The organism is Paenisporosarcina sp. P4_B8 (genome assembly GCF_056402175.1).
Genome location: NZ_JBFUHX010000001.1, coordinates 392969 through 412368, shown reverse-complemented (window position 1 = coordinate 412368; position 19400 = coordinate 392969). Strand labels below are relative to the sequence as shown.

The 19400-nt window shown below is 40.3% G+C and carries 18 protein-coding genes; 6 read left to right on the top strand and 12 right to left on the bottom strand.

The annotated features are described in order from the left end of the window. Nucleotides 1–31: 31 nt before the first annotated feature. The 6 genes from AC1DSK_RS01900 to AC1DSK_RS01875 form a co-directional block, all read right to left on the bottom strand. Nucleotides 32–562: a divergent PAP2 family protein gene (locus AC1DSK_RS01900; RefSeq protein WP_477546353.1), complete on the bottom strand. Its 531-nt coding sequence runs from the start codon at nucleotides 560–562 to the stop codon at nucleotides 32–34. A 148-nt stretch (nucleotides 563–710) separates the two neighbouring features. Further along, nucleotides 711–2303 (bottom strand): S-layer homology domain-containing protein, encoded by a 1593-nt coding sequence (locus AC1DSK_RS01895; RefSeq protein ID WP_477546352.1) that lies wholly within the window; start codon nucleotides 2301–2303, stop codon nucleotides 711–713. A gap of 191 nt (nucleotides 2304–2494) precedes the next feature. Then, nucleotides 2495–3565: a CAP and S-layer homology domain-containing protein gene (locus AC1DSK_RS01890; protein ID WP_477546351.1), complete on the bottom strand. Its 1071-nt coding sequence runs from the start codon at nucleotides 3563–3565 to the stop codon at nucleotides 2495–2497. Nucleotides 3566–3896: 331 nt separating this feature from the next. Next, nucleotides 3897–4376, bottom strand: coding sequence for a metal-dependent hydrolase (locus AC1DSK_RS01885; RefSeq protein WP_477546350.1), 480 nt, complete (start codon nucleotides 4374–4376; stop codon nucleotides 3897–3899). Nucleotides 4377–4729: 353 nt separating this feature from the next. Next, nucleotides 4730–5374 carry a hypothetical protein gene (locus tag AC1DSK_RS01880; RefSeq protein WP_477546349.1) on the bottom strand — a complete coding sequence of 215 codons (645 nt, stop codon included), beginning with the start codon at nucleotides 5372–5374 and terminating at the stop codon, nucleotides 4730–4732. Between the two features lie 47 nt (nucleotides 5375–5421). Beyond that, nucleotides 5422–6984 carry a fatty acid--CoA ligase gene (locus tag AC1DSK_RS01875; protein ID WP_477546348.1) on the bottom strand — a complete coding sequence of 521 codons (1563 nt, stop codon included), beginning with the start codon at nucleotides 6982–6984 and terminating at the stop codon, nucleotides 5422–5424. Between the two features lie 274 nt (nucleotides 6985–7258). Between AC1DSK_RS01875 and AC1DSK_RS01870 the strand changes: the two genes are divergently transcribed. Both AC1DSK_RS01870 and AC1DSK_RS01865 read left to right on the top strand, forming a co-directional pair. Next, complete coding sequence (locus tag AC1DSK_RS01870; RefSeq protein WP_477546347.1) at nucleotides 7259–7759, top strand: hypothetical protein; 501 nt, start codon at nucleotides 7259–7261, stop codon at nucleotides 7757–7759. 326 nt (nucleotides 7760–8085) lie between these two features. Then, nucleotides 8086–8211: a hypothetical protein gene (locus AC1DSK_RS01865; RefSeq protein WP_477546346.1), complete on the top strand. Its 126-nt coding sequence runs from the start codon at nucleotides 8086–8088 to the stop codon at nucleotides 8209–8211. 784 nt (nucleotides 8212–8995) lie between these two features. Here the strand turns inward: AC1DSK_RS01865 and AC1DSK_RS01860 are convergent. After that, entirely contained in the window at nucleotides 8996–10657 is a 1662-nt protein-coding gene (locus AC1DSK_RS01860) for a S8 family peptidase (protein WP_477546345.1), read from the bottom strand. Between the two features lie 344 nt (nucleotides 10658–11001). Between AC1DSK_RS01860 and AC1DSK_RS01855 the strand changes: the two genes are divergently transcribed. Further along, nucleotides 11002–12360, top strand: a complete 1359-nt coding sequence (locus tag AC1DSK_RS01855) for a S1C family serine protease (RefSeq protein WP_477546344.1) — start codon at nucleotides 11002–11004, stop codon at nucleotides 12358–12360. A gap of 66 nt (nucleotides 12361–12426) precedes the next feature. On the opposite strand, the gene AC1DSK_RS01850 is transcribed toward AC1DSK_RS01855, so the two are convergent. The 3 genes from AC1DSK_RS01850 to AC1DSK_RS01840 all read right to left on the bottom strand — a co-directional run bounded on the left by AC1DSK_RS01850 (nucleotide 12427) and on the right by AC1DSK_RS01840 (nucleotide 14546). After that, a complete protein-coding gene (locus AC1DSK_RS01850; protein ID WP_477546343.1) occupies nucleotides 12427–13089 on the bottom strand; it encodes a ribonuclease H family protein in 663 nt (220 codons plus the stop codon). 381 nt (nucleotides 13090–13470) lie between these two features. Continuing rightward, nucleotides 13471–13974: a hypothetical protein gene (locus AC1DSK_RS01845; RefSeq protein ID WP_477546342.1), complete on the bottom strand. Its 504-nt coding sequence runs from the start codon at nucleotides 13972–13974 to the stop codon at nucleotides 13471–13473. A 44-nt stretch (nucleotides 13975–14018) separates the two neighbouring features. Then, the gene (locus AC1DSK_RS01840) at nucleotides 14019–14546 is read right to left on the bottom strand and encodes a GNAT family N-acetyltransferase (RefSeq protein ID WP_477598017.1); all 528 of its coding nucleotides are present in this window, start codon (nucleotides 14544–14546) and stop codon (nucleotides 14019–14021) included. Between the two features lie 726 nt (nucleotides 14547–15272). Here AC1DSK_RS01840 and AC1DSK_RS01835 point away from each other — a divergent pair. The 3 genes from AC1DSK_RS01835 to AC1DSK_RS01825 all read left to right on the top strand — a co-directional run bounded on the left by AC1DSK_RS01835 (nucleotide 15273) and on the right by AC1DSK_RS01825 (nucleotide 17306). Beyond that, nucleotides 15273–15692, top strand: a complete 420-nt coding sequence (locus AC1DSK_RS01835) for a hypothetical protein (protein ID WP_477546340.1) — start codon at nucleotides 15273–15275, stop codon at nucleotides 15690–15692. Between the two features lie 66 nt (nucleotides 15693–15758). Beyond that, complete coding sequence (locus AC1DSK_RS01830) at nucleotides 15759–16526, top strand: hypothetical protein (RefSeq protein WP_477546339.1); 768 nt, start codon at nucleotides 15759–15761, stop codon at nucleotides 16524–16526. Nucleotides 16527–16595: 69 nt separating this feature from the next. Further along, nucleotides 16596–17306, top strand: coding sequence for a hypothetical protein (locus AC1DSK_RS01825; protein WP_477546338.1), 711 nt, complete (start codon nucleotides 16596–16598; stop codon nucleotides 17304–17306). Between the two features lie 317 nt (nucleotides 17307–17623). Here the strand turns inward: AC1DSK_RS01825 and AC1DSK_RS01820 are convergent, their stop codons facing one another. Together AC1DSK_RS01820 and AC1DSK_RS01815 are read right to left on the bottom strand one after the other, a co-directional pair. Then, a complete protein-coding gene (locus AC1DSK_RS01820; protein ID WP_477532275.1) occupies nucleotides 17624–18901 on the bottom strand; it encodes a TRAP transporter large permease in 1278 nt (425 codons plus the stop codon). Next, complete coding sequence (locus tag AC1DSK_RS01815) at nucleotides 18898–19395, bottom strand: TRAP transporter small permease (RefSeq protein ID WP_342542112.1); 498 nt, start codon at nucleotides 19393–19395, stop codon at nucleotides 18898–18900. Before AC1DSK_RS01815 ends, AC1DSK_RS01820 begins: the two co-directional genes overlap by 4 nt. Between the last annotated feature and the right edge of the window lie 5 nt (nucleotides 19396–19400).

The window sequence follows — 19400 nt, the reverse complement described above, 5'->3', positions numbered from 1 at the left end:
CGGCTGCCTTTGCAATTTATATTATTCAAATTCAATCCCAGGAAACGCGGTCTGATCCTTCCAAGCGATGTCCATATTTACGTTTTTTCCGTCGCTCATCATTCTCAAGCTTCGCTGCAATAAGACCATAAGCGATTCCAAATAATGCGCCACCCAGTACTTCAATCGGTTGATGGCCAAGTAGTTCTTTAAGCTCGCCTTCACGCTCCGTGTACTGGAAACTTGGATAATCACCAGAAAATGCGACCAATTCATCTTCCAAATCATTCACGAGCTGTGCGATCTCACCCGTATGACGTCGAATTCCTTGCGCATCATACATAACGATAAAGCCAAAAACGACGGCAAGAGCCGTTTCAGTGTGACGAGTCCCTTTATTCGCTGCAACGTAAGAAGCAAGTGCCGCTACTCCAGCTGAATGGGAACTCGGCATGCCACCCGTCTGAAACAATGGTCGCCAATCCCATACACCTGTATTTTTCTTATGTGCAAAAACCTTTAACCCTTGCGCAACGCCAATGGCAGATAGTGCCGTAACGATTCCACGATTCATTTTTTTCATTCTCATCACCCTCAGCTCTTTTATTGTTGAAAATGCTTTTAAATATTTTCTTCTTCCTTTTAATACCCCACTTGCTTCTTTTTATTCAAATTTTTTCTGAAGTAAAGGAAAAAGAAAAATCCAGCAAAAAGATTTGCTGGATTTCCGCTTATTCTCTCTCAGGATTAACCGTTTCAACTGCAAAGTAGATTTTTTCAAATCCTAAGTACGTTTTCTGTGAATCGCCGATTTTCACTTTTGTTAAAATCAAGAGCGAATCACTTTTCGCATCAAAGAACATATAATCAATTGCACCGTATGAAGTCAATTGATAAATCGATTCAAACGTATCGTAATCATAAACAGTAATTAGGTTCTTGCCGTTCGATGTATACAGCTCGCCGTATGTCAAATCATAGGCTGCAGCTGTAAATGGACGATCCAATTTGCCAACATACGTCATATCAGCAGCTGTATTGACACTAGCACGGAAAATCCCACCAAGACCATTGAATAAATAACGGCCATCTGGAGAAACTTCCAAATGTTTACTCAGATCATAGTCTCCATGATAAGGAGAATCTTTTTCAGGTTGAAGCTTGCCATCAACAATCGTATATGCCGCGAAATCTCTCGGTGAAGAATCGGTATCAATTGCATAAATTTTGTCTTGTTTTGGAGTCATATCGATATAAGAACGTTGGCGAATCATTTGGGAAGACAAAATTGCACCAGTTTCTCCATTGTAGCTTTCTATGCGTGTCCATTGACTAGATCCACTTGAAATATAAACGACGCCTTGATTATCTGCTTCAATGTCATATGGATCCAAACCGATATGGATTAGTTTCAGGCTTTCCAAAGTGTCCGCACTATACACACCAAATGCGCCTTGCTGTTGATCTTCATCCATATTTGAACTATGTGGGACCTTCACTTGTGTCACATAAACCTTACCGTTTGCATATGCAAGCTTTTCAGCTGGGTATGGTAATTCTACTGTAATACTTTCATACGTGTCCGTGTTGATCGCGTTCAATGTATTATCATTTCCATCGATTATATACACGATTGGTTCAGTCGGATGCTTGATAGCGTCTGTTGCAAGCATATCCCATGCATCTTCCAAATACGCATCCGCCACTGATGGTGAATACGGTTTGAACGCAGGATTCAAAATACGTGCCATAAATGCTGCAAACTGTGCACGATCAATCGTTACACCCGGCTTAAATGTACCGTCAGGATAACCAACTGTTACATTGTTTGCCGCTAAGGACGAAATAAACGGGTATGCCCAGTATCGAGTCGGAACATCCTTGAAACCTTTTGGATAAATACTGCCAAGCTCATATGCATTCACTAGAACCTTCGCCATTTCCGCTCGAGTCAATTTCCCTTGCGGATCAAAACGATTGCCCTCTTTCCCAGAAATAATGCCTAATTCAACAGCAGCTGCCACTTCGGCATATCCGCGGTCAGCTGGCTTGATATCCACAAAACCAGGATCTTTTGGTGTTTCATTTGGCATACCCAAGTCGCGCATGATCATCATGACCGCTTGGACGCGTAGAATCGGTGCAGACGGACGATACGTCCCATCTGGGAAACCATTAATTATACCGGCTTCTGTTAAATACTCAATTTCCGTTTTAAAACTCGAAACATCACTAAAACTAGCAGCAGAAACACTATGGGTAGATGACAACATCATCAAACCTACCATCAATAAAGCCAGTCCGGCTCTCAAACTCTTTAGCACTTTCAACTTCCTCTCAAATTACAAATTCAATTTATTATAATGTTCTAGTAAATAATTCTCTTATGGCATTGGAACTATTTTTTACAATAGTTTCAAAGTTATGACAGGCAATTTTATTATCTATTTGAGCTTCATACCATTATTGAGGATAAATAAAAAAGGACTCCATTTGGAATCCTTTTTCTTAACTATTATCTAGATAATAAAGAGATGACCCACGTGAATGAACCGTCCATTTCCTGTGCAACTCCTACGCCCACTTCTTTGCGACTTGCGTCATACAAATAAGGTTCATTGATTGCCTGAGACAATATTTGTTGTAATGCAGATTCCACTGAGCCATTTGCATAACGCTCACTATAATCTCCGTTTAGTTTCTCTCCATATTTATCTTCATAAAATTTATATATGTCCATGACTCTCTCATCAGATGGATATTTAGCCATCGCTCTAATTTTCAAACCAGCCATATCCTGTAAACGCTCATTTAAAACGATTGGTTCATACCCCTTTTTTATACGGGCATTGTTAATCAACGCAATCATTTCAGTTTCCATTGCATTCAATTGTTGTTCTGTCAGCCATGTCGGTTTCACCCGCTGCAGAGTGTCCGGGTCGTAATGAACATATTCCATATACATTGGGTTAAATTCTTTGTTTACTGTTCGTCCAAGGAATCCTGCAAACTCTTGTCGGGTAATTTTTGCATAGGGCTTAAAGTACATATTTTCATAGCCAAATGATATTCCGCCATTGAATAACGCATCGATTTCCTTCTTCCCAGTTGTAGTTGAAGAAACATCTTTAAAAGGAATCTCCCTACGATCTAGCGGAATATCATACGCACGTGCCAATATGATGGCCATTTCCGCACGAGTCAAGGAACCACTCGGATCAAAATAGCGTGTACCATCCTTGGCCACTTTCCCTTGAATCACACCTTGTTCAACAGCTTCAGCTACTTCTGTATAAAAACCGTCACCTTTTTTAATATCCGTAAAGCCTGGATCCTTAGCACCATCCCATCGTATGCCAAGTTCTCGGATAATCATTACTGTAGCTTCTGCTCTTGTGACAGTTGCATTGACTCCAAACGTTCCATTAGTATATCCTTTTGCCACATTGCGCATCGCCAAATACGTTATTTCTTTCTCAAAACGTGGTCCGACGTCCGAAAACGTTCCGGCTGCCCCGGCAGTTAGTGGTAAGAAAAGCGACAAAGACAATGCTGATAAAGCAATTTTCATTTTCCACTTCTTCAACGTTAAAACCTCCATTATTCGTTTATGTTGGAAGAGAAATCACCGAGAATGTAATTAAAATCCGCTGATTCCTAAACCTTCCATCTAAATTGTATAGGAAATTTCACTATAAATGGCAGGAACCTTCCAAAACCATCCCTTATACCTAGACATTTCTTTGATTCCCCCATTTAATTAGGATTGCACGCGCTGCTTTACAATCTCTACTGTTGGCGTAATATTTCACTTAATTATGCTACTTCTAAGTTGACAGAACTGGCCTCCAGTTTGCACAATACCTTATCATCAAAAATAAGAGAAGCGACATGGTCGCTTCTCTCATCCTCACTTCTTATAAATAAACCCCAAACGCTTCATACCCGAAATACACCGAAAGAACCGACAGTGCTGCGACCACCAACGATTCTACTGTGCCACCAGTTTTGGTCGTCAATGGGAATCGTACACGTATTTTGAATGGAAAAAGCAACTTTATGCCATTAGTTGTCATCATGTCCAGCACATAATGACTGACCATCCCGACCAAAATTCCTTCTATCACTGCTTCGTTCGTTACAAATGATTTCAATAATAGCGAAATGATAAATAAAAATAACAAGCTGTGGGTGAAAGAACGATGTCCGAAAATCACATTAATCAGTTTCGAAATGAACGGGAATGTTCGTCCAATTTTACTGCCGCCATGGCAAATATCCGGAATCAACGCTCCGATAACCCCTGCCCCTACCAATAGTATGGGATCGCTTGTTGTAAATTGTGCGTATGCAAGACTTGCTGTCAAACCGCCTATGATGTGTGTCTTTCCTGTCATGCTTTTGCTCCTTTTTCATTAGTTCTATACAGAACCAAACGACTTCATCCAGTCGATGCCCTGTCCAAACTTTTCCATCAATAACTCTACAACAAGTCAATTACTCGAAACAAGCGGCTGAAGATTCATTTTCAAGATCTTCTTAATTGTTATTAAAATTAGGTAATTAAAATATCGAGTATTATCATCGATAAAATCGAACAGTAACAACTGCTTTTCGGATTACCCACCACACGTAACAAATTACATGTGGTAGTGGGTTTTGTTATGAAAAAGCAACTTAAAGACAAAAATCCAGTAGCCTGAAAAGCTACTGGATTTTCATTTCTATCATCTGTTTGAAATAGCACATTTTAGCTCTCAACTCGATAAACCAGTGTACGAATAAATTGATCCATATCCGATAAATATTCATATTTTTTCCCGTTCAATTCAAGTTCATAAATACCCGATTCCCTAATAGTAAAGGTGTTATCCCCTAAAAATTCACCCGCACGGTCTGTCGGGATCTCGTCATCGACATAACTGATGAACATGCTCATTGTATGAAAAATGGCGGCACTATCCGGACCGGTATCATGACAGATAAGCCTCATTTCAGTGATTTCTTCGGTTTCGTTATTTACCGTGTAGACCAAGCTGATTTTCACCGCAGTGTTGAACTCATGCGAAAACGTCGTAACTTCATCATTGGATTTCATTTCATCTTTCACTATCCGAGACGCATCAAACCTGAACTCAGGATACCTCTCTATGAACTCAGATGCTGTCGCATTCCATTTTGCAACCTCGTTTTCCGCGTTCGGCAAGGTTTCCAACTGCTCGACTTTTTCAGGCTGTTCAACTACAGGCAATTCATCGTCTTCCTTAGGTACGTTCCCCTGTACTTTTACAGTCTCTTCTTTCTTAGCCACTCGATCCAACGCAAAAAAACCAACAAACAACATCCCCATACTCATCATCATACCTACAATTATCGTCACTGCTTTACTTTTCACAGGATTCCCCTAACTGTTAAACCTTCATTATCACGCCAAACTAAACATTACAAAATACTGCCGCTTTCCACTCGCTGTTCCCGCAACAAGAACTTTTGAATTTTCCCACTAGCATTTCGCGGCAATTCATTAACAAACTGATAATGCCTCGGACGTTTATAACCAGCCAGTTTGTCGTTTCCTTTACAGAATTTTTCAAGCTCTTCCGCCGTAAGTTCAGGATTCTGCGTCACGATAAACGCCAGCACCGACTCCCCCCACTTCTCATCAGGAATCCCAAGCACCGCTACATCCTGCACCGATTCGTGTTCATGCAGCACATCTTCCACTTCACGCGGATAAATATTTTCACCACCACTGATGATCATGTCATCCACACGGTCTGCCACATACAAATAACCGTCTTCATCCATGTACCCCAAATCACTTGAATGATACCAACCTTTATACAGCGCCTTTTCTGTCGCATCCTCGCGATTGAAATAACCGGCCATCATGCAAGGACCTTTTACGATGATTTCGCCCACTTGGCCCGGTTTCAAAATAGCATCTGGCTCGGAAGGCCCATTCTCATTCGGCTGGACAATGCGGATTTCATGATTGTATGCAGGTTTCCCAGCTGAACCCACTTTAGTTAGCTGCTCGTCTTCCGCTAGAAACGTAATCGCCGGCCCCATTTCCGTCTGGCCATATGCCTGAATCAAATCGATACCTAGAACTTCTTTTACTTTCTTAACAAGAATGGGAGCCATTGGCGCAGCACCATACAACCCTCGTTGCAACGTCCCGACTTTCGACACTGCCCCTTCAAGGTCCGCCATCATGCTCCACATCGTTGGAACCGCGAACATCACCGACACTTTTTCTTGCTCGATCGTATCAAGCGCAACTTGCGGATGGAATTGATGCATAATAACGCTCTTCGCACCTGCCTGAACCCTCGGAATCACACAGCAATGCAGCTCAGCACAATGAAACATCGGTGCCGTTACAAGCCCAACATCATTTTTCGTATACTTCAACACCGCCGTGCAAATAAGACTTTGCTCCGCCATATCACGGTGACGGTGAATCACGCCTTTCGGACGCCCCGTCGTTCCACTCGTATACATTATGGCATACGTATCCGTCTCGTCTACTTCCACTGCTGGAGCAGTCGATTGCGCACTACCAACTTCCGAGTGATAGCTGATTGCGAAATCTGGTGTATTCTCATTAATAAACCAAAACTGAATCTCTGGAAACTGTGGCTGAATCACTGCCACCTGATCCTTCAGATTATCTTCAAACATCACAACTTTTGGTTTTGCATCATTTAAAATATATGCCACTTCCTCCGACTTCAACCGGAAATTTATCGGATTAAAAATAGCCCCGATTTTGGCACACGCAAATAAAGTCGTCGCAAGCTCACTCGTGTTGAACAAAAACGTCGACACTCGGTCTCCTCTTCCAACCCCAGCCGAACTCAGCGCATTCGCCAAACGGTGTACTTCGTCCCGCCACTCCCCATACGTCCAACGCTGCCCCCGCTTCAAATCCACAAGCGCCTCTCGATTCGGAAAATTACTCACCGTCTGATCGAAAATACTCCCTAAAGTCGCATACATCATCCCAACCCCCATCAGTATGAATCTTCATTCATTTCATTTTGTCAGAAAAGAATGAAGATTTCAATAACTTTTTGGTTTACTAAAGAAGCGTCACACCATTTCACAAAAGAAGGCGGCTGAAGATGCAATTTCAGCCGCCCCCTTGCCTTAGATATATGCTCCACTTCACCCATTTTTCCAACTAAGTTAATTCTAGATACAAAAAATGGCATTTGTACCTATCCTCTTCTACTAAACTTTCAGTAAAATGGAAATCAAGGGGGAAATCACCATGAATAACTGGAAACTCGCCACCATCATACTTGCTATCCTGCTCGGCATATCACTTATGTGGAGCGTTCAACAGCGCGCCAACCTTGAAAAAACACAACTCAAAGCATATGTACTCGAACACGCCCAGCTTGAATACGCTCTAAAGGATACGATTGAAAGTTACGAACAAAGCGGAAATCAAAAAGAGCTGGGAGAACGTCTCCACTGGTTGTCTGGATTTGTCGTTAACATTAATCCAGCGGGACAAACCGAAGCTTATCATAGCTTTGACTTCGATTATGACACTATCGTTGTTCTCAGCGAAGTCCACCGCAAAGCAAGAGGCAACCAAGCCACAGAAGAAGATATAGATCGCCTTAAAACATTGCATCAACTAATCAATAGATTCCAAAAATCCGCACTCGACAACGTCGAACACAAAACAGTCGACGATTACGAAGCCGATTTTATTGAATTTATGGAGTACTACGAAACCCAAAAAGAGTACCTGTTTAAATAGAAAAGCAGCCGAAGATATGTATTTTAAAAGCCTTTAGGCTACGAAAGAATAGACAACTTCATACCTAGAAAGGAAGCTGCCGAAAATACAATTTCGGCAGCTTTCTGCATTTCATATACCCTAAACGGCTTCACTTTCAATTTAATTGACACCGACTGCTAATTAATCTCATCACTGCAATTTAATCTGCATCAAACATGATTTAATCCGTTTCATCCAGTTTCTCCCACAATTTATGATGTAACAACTAATATTCAAATATATTTCCCCAGCCCTATCAAATACTGGCATGTCCCTGCATATACTCCACAAAGGAGGCGGTACATATGTCGTACTATTTAGCGCTTACAATTGGGTTTATATTATGTTTGGCCATGCTCGGGGGTGCGTTTTTTTATTTCCTTTCCCATGGATTAAAAACTCGTGATGCAACGAAAATCGATCCGAATTAAGAGAATTAAAGTCTATAAAACAAGCACCCGACGATAAAGATGAGGTGCTTGTTGCTTTGTTTATTTCGGTTGAATCAAAACCTCGTCTGTGTGTCTCCCCACTCCAAGCAAGCAGTGTGACATATGCTGAAGGGTAGATTACGAGGAATGAGGTAGAAGTTTTGACTAATAATCCTTTTTATCGGAATGGAGATGAATGTGATTCATCACGCTTTCCACAAGGGTTCCAACAAGAGCTCTCATATGATTATTTTGAGCCCCCCCCATTTGGACCCCCACCCGGTGCTACCCTCCCACCAATGGTACCACCCCCTGGCTTCTCTCCACCGATCCCCGCATGGCAGGTCGGACCCAGCAGAATCAGGAATTGTCTATACCGCAACACCTATATTTTGTTAACAAACAGCAGAAGCTTTTCGTTTTTCCCTACCTTCGTAGGCAGACAAATAATCGTTGCTCTCGCTGGAGAAGAAGGCGGGGATGGACATATCACATTTTGAATACGCACAAGATTCGTTCCTATCAATGCTTCTAAACGTAAAAGAACGTGGCCAACCATTTGAAATAGTTATCATTCATATAATTGGTTGATTCTCATAAGGTGAAAAATGAAAACAAGGTACGGAGTGAACATTCACTCCGTACCTTGTTTTTGCATCAAAAATTTCGTTGTATTAGAGAGAATTTACTATATTTAATGTGTTTAATAGAACATCTAACTCCATCGTTGTTCATAAAAAAATCCAGCCTATTTAAAACTAAGCTGGATTCAAATCGTATTCTATTAATTTGACAACCGATACATAAACACTGCCAATTGACCACGGGTTATCGGATTAGAAACGCCATATTTCGAAGGAGAGATACCATTTGTAATATCGTTTGCCACCAAAGCGCCAACTGCATCGCTGTATTTGGGAGATACATCAGAAAAAGGGTATTTACTTCCGTCAGGAGAAAGCTTGTACGCACGTTGAAGGATAATGGCCACTTCCCCACGAGTCAATGTATCGTAAGCTCCGAATCTTGTGGTCGTTTTACCACCAACGATTCCTGCTTCTTTGAGTGCATTGACTGCACCAATCGCCCGGTCTGGTACGTCCGTAAATCCAGATGCTTTTGCAGTTTCCGTATTCAAGCCAAGTTCTTTGGCCAACCAGATGGCTGAATCCGCACGTTTGATATTTTTCGATACGCCAAATTCAGTCGTAGATATGCCACGTGTAATTTGGTTTTGGACCAAATACGTAACTGCTGGTGAATAGAAAGATGTGACATCCTGGAACTTCGGAGCCGCTTGTGGATTTGCTTTTTGGAAATCAACCGGATCCAGGAAAGAAGCTGCCTGGATAAAACCGTAACCAAAATACGGATCTCTCCCTGTCGCGCCTAAATCCTTAGTATGTTCAATCAGAACGAGTCGAAGCTGCTCATTTGTCAAATCAGGATATGCTTGCTTTAACAACGCAAGTTGACCTGTCACATATGGCGTCGCCATTGACGTTCCGCTCATATAAGCGTATTGATTGTCTAAGTATGTACTCAAGATTTCCACACCTGGAGCTGCCACTTCGACTTCTGGACCAGTGGAGGAAAAGGATGCCCGTTCAAAAAAACTGTTAACAGCACCGACACCGATTACCGAAGCATAACGCGCTGGAAAATCGACCGTGTCACCCAAACCATCCGAGGCTCCATCATTCCCAGCGGCAGCTACAATCAATAACCCACTGTCATAGGCCTTGTTAACGACATTAAGGAATGAACGAGTACTTGTTTGTGTTCCTGAACTCAAATTGATGATGTCCATGCCGTTTGCAATCGACCAATCGATTCCCTCGATTAAATCCGATAAGTAAGCCTCGCCGTTACGGTCAAATGCCTTTACTGCATAAATTTCCGTCTCATAGGCGACTCCTCTCACCCCAAAACTATTATTGCGTGCACCTATGATTCCAGCCACATGCGTTCCATGTCCTTGATCATCTTTGTAGGAAGAGGTGTAACCAACCGTCGAAATACCTCCAGCGATGTCAAGGTCACTATGCGGAGAAATTCCTGAATCTATGACTGCGACTTTGATGCCTTTACCTGTAAATCCAGAATCCCAAGCTGATGGAACTCTAGTAGACTCAATCCCCCAATCTTCCAATTGGTTATTGAGCTTGAGGACGATATCTTCCTCGACAAGGTGCACAGAAGGGTCTTCTCGAAGATCGGCAGCTTCTGCTGAAGTCAAATCGACAGACGCCATATCCACCTCTGTATAGGCTTCTGTCATTTCACCGCCAGCTTCCAACACCGTCTCTTTCATTTCCTGCTCATTAAGTTCTTCATCAAATACAACGAGCATTCGTTTCTCTTCGTACTCTTCGGCAGAAACAGTGGCATTTCCATAAGAGCATAATAGCCAAGTCACAGATAAACCCATAACGAAACTTTTCAATGTGACTTCCCCTTTCAAGTAAACTTGGCATTGTAAAAACAAATTCAAGAAAAACATTCTATATGTATGAATAGCGCTATTATTCTCGACATCTCTTATCATTTTAATTACCTATAACGCAGACGACAACAAAATCTTTTTAGTAACTTCCCACTACTATTTTTAGTATCGGTTAAAAGCTTTCACTATGAACAAAAAAACGATCGTTTATTAAAGCTCGGATCCCAATTGCTACTCTATTTATTTATATAATTTCCAATATTTATATTTTCATAGTGCTTTTATTACGCACATATGGTATTAATTGTATTGTTAAAATATTGCAACGAGAGGAATTGTTATCATTGAAAAAGTTAACTATTTTGATGTTATCTGCTTTTTTATTTTTTACAGTCTCAACTACGCCCGTTTCTGCAGCGTCGAAAAACATGTGGGGCAAGATTGAGATTCAAACTGGGATGGTCGGTAAAATCCAGATTTTGAAGGATACTGATTTATATTCGGTTAGTAATGGTAAGTTGAAATTTGTGAAGAAGTTGAAAAAAGGAAACGAACATGGCATTTTTGGAGAGTCAAAAAGCTTTGGTGGTGTCTATAAGCTAACTGGGAGTAATGTTGTTAAGAAGTCTTCTTCCGTTAAGTATGTACCAGTTCCAAAAGCAACCAAAAAAGTTTATACAACAAAAGAAATTGTAAGCTTAAACGATGCCAAGATTGTGCTTATTGATACTGATCAAGGACAAGGCAGTGGAATCGTCGTTGGAAATGGCTTGATTTTAACAAACCACCATGTCATGGATGGTGTGACGAATGCGACTGTCACTTTCACTAACGGTCAAAAGTTGGATGTAAAAGGCATTGTGGAATCCGATGCCAAAAAAGATATTGCCTTAATCAAAACAACGAAAACGTTCAAAACAGCAACTGTTGCAATTCGTCCTTCCAGCAAAGGGCTGGCTAAAGGTGAAAAAGTAGTTGCAATCGGAAGCCCCATCGGCTTGCAAAATACAGTTTCGGAAGGCATTATTAGTTCGTTCCGTACAATTAATGGCGTTTCATTGATTCAAACTAATGCAGATATTGACCACGGCAGTTCTGGTGGTGGATTATTTGATACGAGTGGGCAACTAATCGGGATGACAAGCAGTGGTTTTGATAGTTTGAGTGCTAACCTGAATTTCGCGATTTCCACAGAAGTGTTTATGCCTTTAGTGAAGAAATATAGCAGTAAAACCCATGCGAGCATTAACGCTTCGTTCCCAATACAAGTACAAACTCCCACCCTTGATAAGATTTCACTTGGGATGACGATGGAACAAGTCAAGAGCCTCTCAGGTGGTGTTTTCTACAGTCAAGAAAATGAGTATTTGACCTACACGGATGTAACGGTTTACGGATTAATGGCGGACGTGGATTACGAATTCGAAAACAACAAACTCGTCTCCATATCGGTTTATCACTATGTGGCAGATAATGCGCCTGACTTAGAAACAATTGAGAACTATTTCGACTACATGTACGATCAGCTTCGTTTAACATACGGGGAAGCTGATGAACTTGAATCGGATTGGGTAGAGGTGGATGATGGTTATCGTTTAGCTGCTTACTGGGCAAACAATAAACATGACGCTTTTCTATTGGTTCAAGTATTCTTGAATGACGAAACGTTTGGTGGCGTTCAGTTCACCATTTTAGAACAATAATGAAAAGCAGCCCCAGAAATCGATATAGATTTCCAAGGCTGCTTCTTTTATATGCTTTATTATTTCCTACTCTGCCTTCAACTCACTAGTCGCCAGTATCTCAATCCCATTCAATGCCTGCGTCGCCAATCGGTCCGCTTCGGCATTCGATTTACGTGGAACCAATTGGTATTCGGGCTGGAGACCAAGTTCATTTAGCTTTTCGTCAATCCGGTCTGCCCACCGGGAGAGATTGGATTCGAGCGCTGGCCATTCCCCATTCAACTGATTGATGACCACTTGGGAATCCCCAACGATTTTGACCGGGAGATGATGGACATTCAAGAGCTCGAGCTCCTGCAGGCATAAGTAAAGTGCCGCATATTCCGCCTCATTATTTGAAATCAGTTCAGCAGAAGGCGCGTTCCGTCGCAATCTGTATGACTTCCCGCTCTGTTCATAATAGATGACGCAGCCTAAGCCTGAGCTGTTGGTCGCGACATCAAACCCACCATCGAAATGAACTGTGATGTTATGTGGTTCAGTTTCAAGCCCTTTCAAGTATTGCTTCATTTCTTTCACCGTCCACGTGCTATCGTGCTCATCCGTGAAGGTTACCTTTTTTGTACGCTTCGTCCGCTCTAAATCCTCCGCAATCAGCAAAGCATGCGCAATCGGCAATGCTTCGGATTGGAAGAAGGTTTCGGTTCCTTTCGGTGTTCGGTAATTCCATTCGATTCTGATCTTCATGGCCAGCCCTCCCTTTTCAACAAGACTATGTATGTATATTATTCCCTTTTTTCCCCGTCTAAACAATATGAGTTTTCCCAAGGCTGTTTATGTATATGCAAGTTCTGTTGGCAAACGAAAGAATTGAAAGCTTATTTACAAAAAGGGAGCAACCGAAGATGCAATTTCGGCCGCTCCTATGCTTTTGATTATGAATGAAAATTAAACCAACGCTCCCTGTTCCGTATCATCACTATCTTTTATGGGGCATCACTGATCTGTATGAACAGGATTTTAAACGGCGTCAAGCTCCCTTTAATCGGCATCAAACCTGTTTTAATCGGTTTCACCCAATTTTCCCACAAAAAAAAAGCGACATTACTTGAGGTAAATCACTTCTTTCTATTGAAAATCAAATATGTCTACAATTTTGTCCGCTCTAACGCGGTTATGACAAAGCTTGAACAACTGAGTCAAAAAATCCTCGATTTCCACAGTTGATGTTGGAAGTGGAATATTCATCGTCGTCGATCCAAAGATTTGCTTATAATACGACTTTCGAATGTCATTTTTGCCATCCCTTTTTAAAGGGTTGTATTTCCACGATAGAAAGTTGACACCATTTTCTTCGATTATTTTGTTCAGCTCGGCAATTGTTGTGGATTTATCATGTGCATATATCACCAAGTAATAGTTGTCATTTCGATGCCAATCGATGAGTAAGAAATAATAGCTTTCTTCCCCGGGTTTAGCTACATCATAGGCAGCAATCACTGGCTTGCCATTCGCCCATTGATGGAATTGACTCAAGGTGTTATTAAGTGTAGGCAATTTACTCACTTCATAAGTAGGCTCATTGTATTGTTCCAGATATTCGCTTAAATGATGAGCTAGTTTTTTCTCCATATTCCAGATCCCTTTATGTTGAATTTGAATTTACGTACCCTCTCTTACTTGTTTCGTAAAACTGAGATAAACCCATCCAAGATTTCATGACTAAAAGTAAAGCCTTTACGTTTATAGAATTCTAATGCGGCGTCGTTGCCATTTGAGACAAAGATAAAATAATCCTCCACATCTTCAAATTGATTCAACCACTCCATCGACAACTTAAAAAGCGTCGATCCAACTCCGTATTGTCTATATTCTTCTTTAATATAAAATTGCGATAAACAACCTACATTCATTCTATTAACACTAGATAGGTCAAAAAAAGTGGCAAATTCATTTGAATATGTTTCTTTAGGAGAGATATTCGAATAGACATACCCAACAATCTGCTCACCATCTTTAACGATAACCGTGTAATTATGTAATGCTTTTTTAACAGAAGGCATCAACCGTGTGTCAAAATTCATGTTGTCAAAGAGTTCTGGAGTTATGTATGCTTTTGACTTTTGAAAGGTCATAAGTTCATTGCAAGTATCTCGAAGGCATTCAATCTTTTCGTCAGGTAAAATTTCATAAGTTAAGTTCATTTTCCCATTCCTTTCTCAATAATAATTACCATTATTAAACTTTTTTAATTCTATAACAGATTTCAATACAATGATATGTAAACATCACTTCTATATTTCACATGTTTCCAACCCTCAATTGTGATTAAAATCTCTTCCAAAATGGGCCATTTGAGTAAATGCTACTTTTTAGCTTGATGCTTTTATGTCATGCAAGTTTCTCTAACGCTCTCACTCCTTATATCGGAAAAATACATAAACGAACAACTTTCATATGGTAGTTAATAGGAATTAAGAGCAAGCTTTTTTATGTGAAAATGATTTTTGTTAAAACTTTTATGACTATTTTTAATCTCCTTATTACTGTTTCGACTTTTAAATACAAAGAAAAATAGGTTATCGACAGAAGATTACAAAACCTCTTATGTACTAATAACTTTTTATGACTTAAATTAAGGTTGTAGGAAAAACGAATCAATGAAAAATGAATCGTTTTATTTTTTGTAAATAGAATAGATATTTATATCTAATTTATTAGTAATAAATGTAAGAGTTTTCGTTTTGGGTGTAAAGTGAAACTTCACTTTTACTATAAATTATTCTGGTCTATTGGCCCCAAGGGAGAGGTAGAATGAATCAACTTTTCAATTCAGCTTATTCGTAACAACATTTGCATCATCTATTTGCTCCAATTGTTGCTGACCGTTTTGAAAGAATCGTACAAGCAATTGGAAGGGAGAGGAATTATTGAAAAAGATTTTTGGAATTATTATTGCATCCTCTGTGCTACTTGGTGCAGGAACCATGTATGCAAAGACCGATTCTGCAGCCAACCTTTCTAATTGGTATGAGCATTCATTTCAAAATGAAAGCATGAAATTAGGGGAGGAAACAGGTGCTGGACTCTGGAAAACGTTTTCGAACGTTAAAATCTTTGTAAGCGAAGCCAAGCAATCTTTTGATAGCACGCTTGCAAGCTTCACGGCAAAACGTGTTAGTGAAGCAACAACTGAAATTGAACAATACCAAATCGATACAGAAAATCGCTTGGAACAAACAGTTTCAGAATTAAAAGATGAAAAGCTCAAAGTGAATTCGAATGAGGATATTGAGGAAGACATCGAACAAAGCGTAGAAGAAATTTTAGAAGAAGTATTAAATGAATAGCATTCAAATGGATCTAGCAAAATGCTTGATTTCATTCAAAAAACCAACCACAAAGGGGACATTCAAATGTTAAAAACAATCAAAGGTAAAGTAATCGCAGGAACAGTAACATTGGCACTAGTAGCAGGAGCAGGCTCAGCATTTGCATCTTCGAATGCAGGAGCAAAATTGCAAAATTGGTACGCTGGTCAATTTGGTTTAGCTACTTCAAACATTGTAAATGATGTGGAAGATAATGTAAGAGGGAAGTTTAATGGTTGGGCTAGTGAATATGAAGGCTTAAAAACAGGTGCTCAAAACAGTATTGAAACTGATGGAACTAATGCAACTACTACAGCAAGTGGTAATATCGATACGAAAACTCAAGAACACATCGATGCAATTAACGCGAAACAAACTGAAATTGAAGGATATATGAATGGTCAGTTTGCAGCACTTGCAAGTGCAGCTAACGAATTAATCAATCAAGCTGGACGTGGAGCTTTAGCAGCTGCAAATTCAGATTTAACTTCTTACACTGGAACTGAAGGAGATCTCGCACGTTCTAGCTTGACTTCAGCATTAGAAAAAGATACTGATGATGCAGTTGCTGAATTAGAACAAGCAATCGCTGAAGCAAAAAGTGAACTTCAAACTCAATTAGATTCAAAAGAAACTAGAACTACACAAGCGATTATCGATAAAATTGATGCTAAGATTGCTGAACTTCGTATTGCAATCACACAAAAGAGAGACGCTTTAGTTGTTGCTCAAAAAGCACTTATTGACGCAAAAGCACTTGAAATGGAAAATGCTGCAAAAGATGCATTACAAGCTGTTGTTAACGGCATTTAATTAGTAATTTAATACTCAATAAGGACCTCGTAGTTTGGGGTCCTTATTGTTGTAACTGGAGGTAACGAAATGCTAAGCAGACTTGAGAAATATAAAAAGATTCAAAAGAGAAAAAAGATAATTTTGTTGGTAGCCGCAGTAGTGCTAACTCTCGGGATTGGCAGTGGAGTGAAAACTACGTTCGCAGATGCAGATGTAAGCACGCTATTGATTAATTGGTTTAAAAATAAAGAATCTGAATCCCTTAATGAGATTGATAAAGCGATTACGGATGAAAAAACAATACTTCTAGCTCAATTGAAAGTAGAATTGAAAAACGAAATGGAATCTGCTAAACAAGAACTGGATGCATTTACGGAAAAACAAAAGTCTGATCGTATTGCTTCACTCCGTCAGTATGCAAATGAGTTAATTGAGGATTTGAATGTTGATACAACTGAACAACAAGTTAAAATTACTGCACAAATCAATTCCATCATGAACGAAGCAATCGCTCAAATGGACCAAGCGGTTATTAATGTTCCTGAAACGATTCCTGAAATTCCTCCTGTCTCAGAAGGAGAAAATTCATTGGAACCAAATGAAAATGAACAGGAACCAGTAACCGAACCTATACAAGTTCCGGCACCTTCACCACCTGTTCCTGAACCCGCTCCTATTACTGACCCTTTGACAAACCCGGAATCAGATTCCACTTCTGCTAATGGTGTTGATAACGTTCTAGCTAATCGTAATCCAAGTACTGAAGACGAATTAGAAAACTCTGTTGAAAATGACTAACGCTTTATAACATGAGACTCTCTTTGGAGAGTCTTTTCTTTTCGATTCATAATGGAGTCAACGGAAAATTGCCGTACGAATTTTTAATATGATGTCTCAATCAGTAGCAGGCTTTAGAGCAACAGTTTTGCGTCTTCAATTTGGTGACCAACTTCCCTTCGTGAATGAAGGATTTAATAACGGTGATACTACCAACCACTTTCCAATCTCGGTGTCCTTCCTACTCTTTGAATTGGAAAAGTTAAAAAAAGGAACTAAGTCATCGACTGACTAGTTCCCTTTTGATTTACATATCTAGTTTAATATAGTGACACCATCTAATGCACATCTTCTTTAATCAAGAAGGTTGCTATCTCTGGGAATATCGACAGTAGGACCATTAATAGTAGCATGATAATAGCATAAGGAATAACGCCTTTTACGATTTCGTCGATGGTATTTGTTCGATCGATTCCTTTCAGTACGAACAAGTTCAGTCCGACTGGAGGTGAGATCAAAGCCAGCTCCATGTTGATTACCATGATGATTGCGAACCAGATTGGGTCAAAGCCTAATGCCACGATGATAGGATATAGAATTGGCAATGTTATAACCAAAATCGAAATCGTTTCCAGGAACATCCCTAAGATCAATAGCACAATATTAATCAAAATAAAGATGACCCATGGGTTGATGTCCTGTTCAGTTGCATAGGTAGTAATAGTTTGTGGGATCTGCAAGATTGTCATGATATAGCCAAGCAGCATCGCACCGACAATGATGAACAATATCATCGCATTTGTTTTAACGGTAGAAATAATGATTTTCTTGAAGTTTTCCAAGTTCAAATTACGGTAGAAGAATGCAGCAATCGCAAAGCTCAACACGACACCTACTGCAGCCGCTTCTGTTGGAGTAAAAATACCTGTGTAAATCCCTCCAATAACGATTACAGGCAGCATCAATCCCCAGATGGAAGTTTTGGTCGCTTCCATTCTCTCTTTCCAAGTCGCAGGTGCATCTTTAAGGTGGCGTGCTTGGTAGGCAGCAAATACCATGAAAGAAAGCGTCAGTATGAGTCCAGGTATAATTCCAGCGATGAACAGTTTTCCGATGGATTCACCGGTCACAGATCCATAGATAATCATTGGTACACTTGGTGGAATCAAAATCCCTAATGTACCACCCGCAGCAAGCAGACCTAATACATGTCTTTTGTTATATCCACGCTTGACCATCTCTGGCAAAGCAACTGAACCAATAGTTATCGCAGTAGCTACACTCGATCCAGATATTGCAGCAAATATGGCACAGCAGAAAAGTGTGGCAATCGCGAGACCGCCTGGGAAATGGCGGAACCAGCGGCTAGCCATTTCGTATAGATCACGGCCAACTCCACTGACCAATAAAACCTGGCTCATCAAAACATACATCGGTAATGCTGTTAGAGAAAAGTCATCAAGTGCCTTATAGGAAATGATTGGAACTTGCATAAAAGAAAAGGTTCCGCCATTAAAGAAGAACATCCCCGCGACTGCGAGAGTAGCAAGAGCAAACGCAACCGGCAGTCCGAGTAACAAGAGAGTTCCCAAACCACCTACAAAGAAAATATTCATATGTGCTCCCCTCCCTTATGTATCCCGCCGTCTACGATTTGTAAAATGAACGCCAGGCACAATAGTACGCCACCGATAGGAAGGAACATTTCAGGCAGATACATCGGAACACGCAACAAAGATGCAGAAGTAACTTCTAGTTCTATGGTATTCATCACATGATGAATACCATAATAAGTAAAGATGATGCTGAATGCTAATCCCATGGCATTTGATAAATAAGCAAGCAATGTCTTTATGCGATCGTTAACATTGTTGATTAGTAAATCCACTGTTATATGAGAATAGGTTCGTACCGCATATGCACTTCCTAAATAACAACTGGCGATGATCGCATAAATAGACAGTTCAGTTGCCCAGATTGTCGGTTTGTTGAAAAGCCATCTAGAAACGACTTCAAAGAAAATCATGAAAGTTGTCACCATAATGAAAAATCCGGATGCATAAGCACCAAACCTAATGAGCAAATCGGAAAAATTATACAGCGATTTCATTAGTT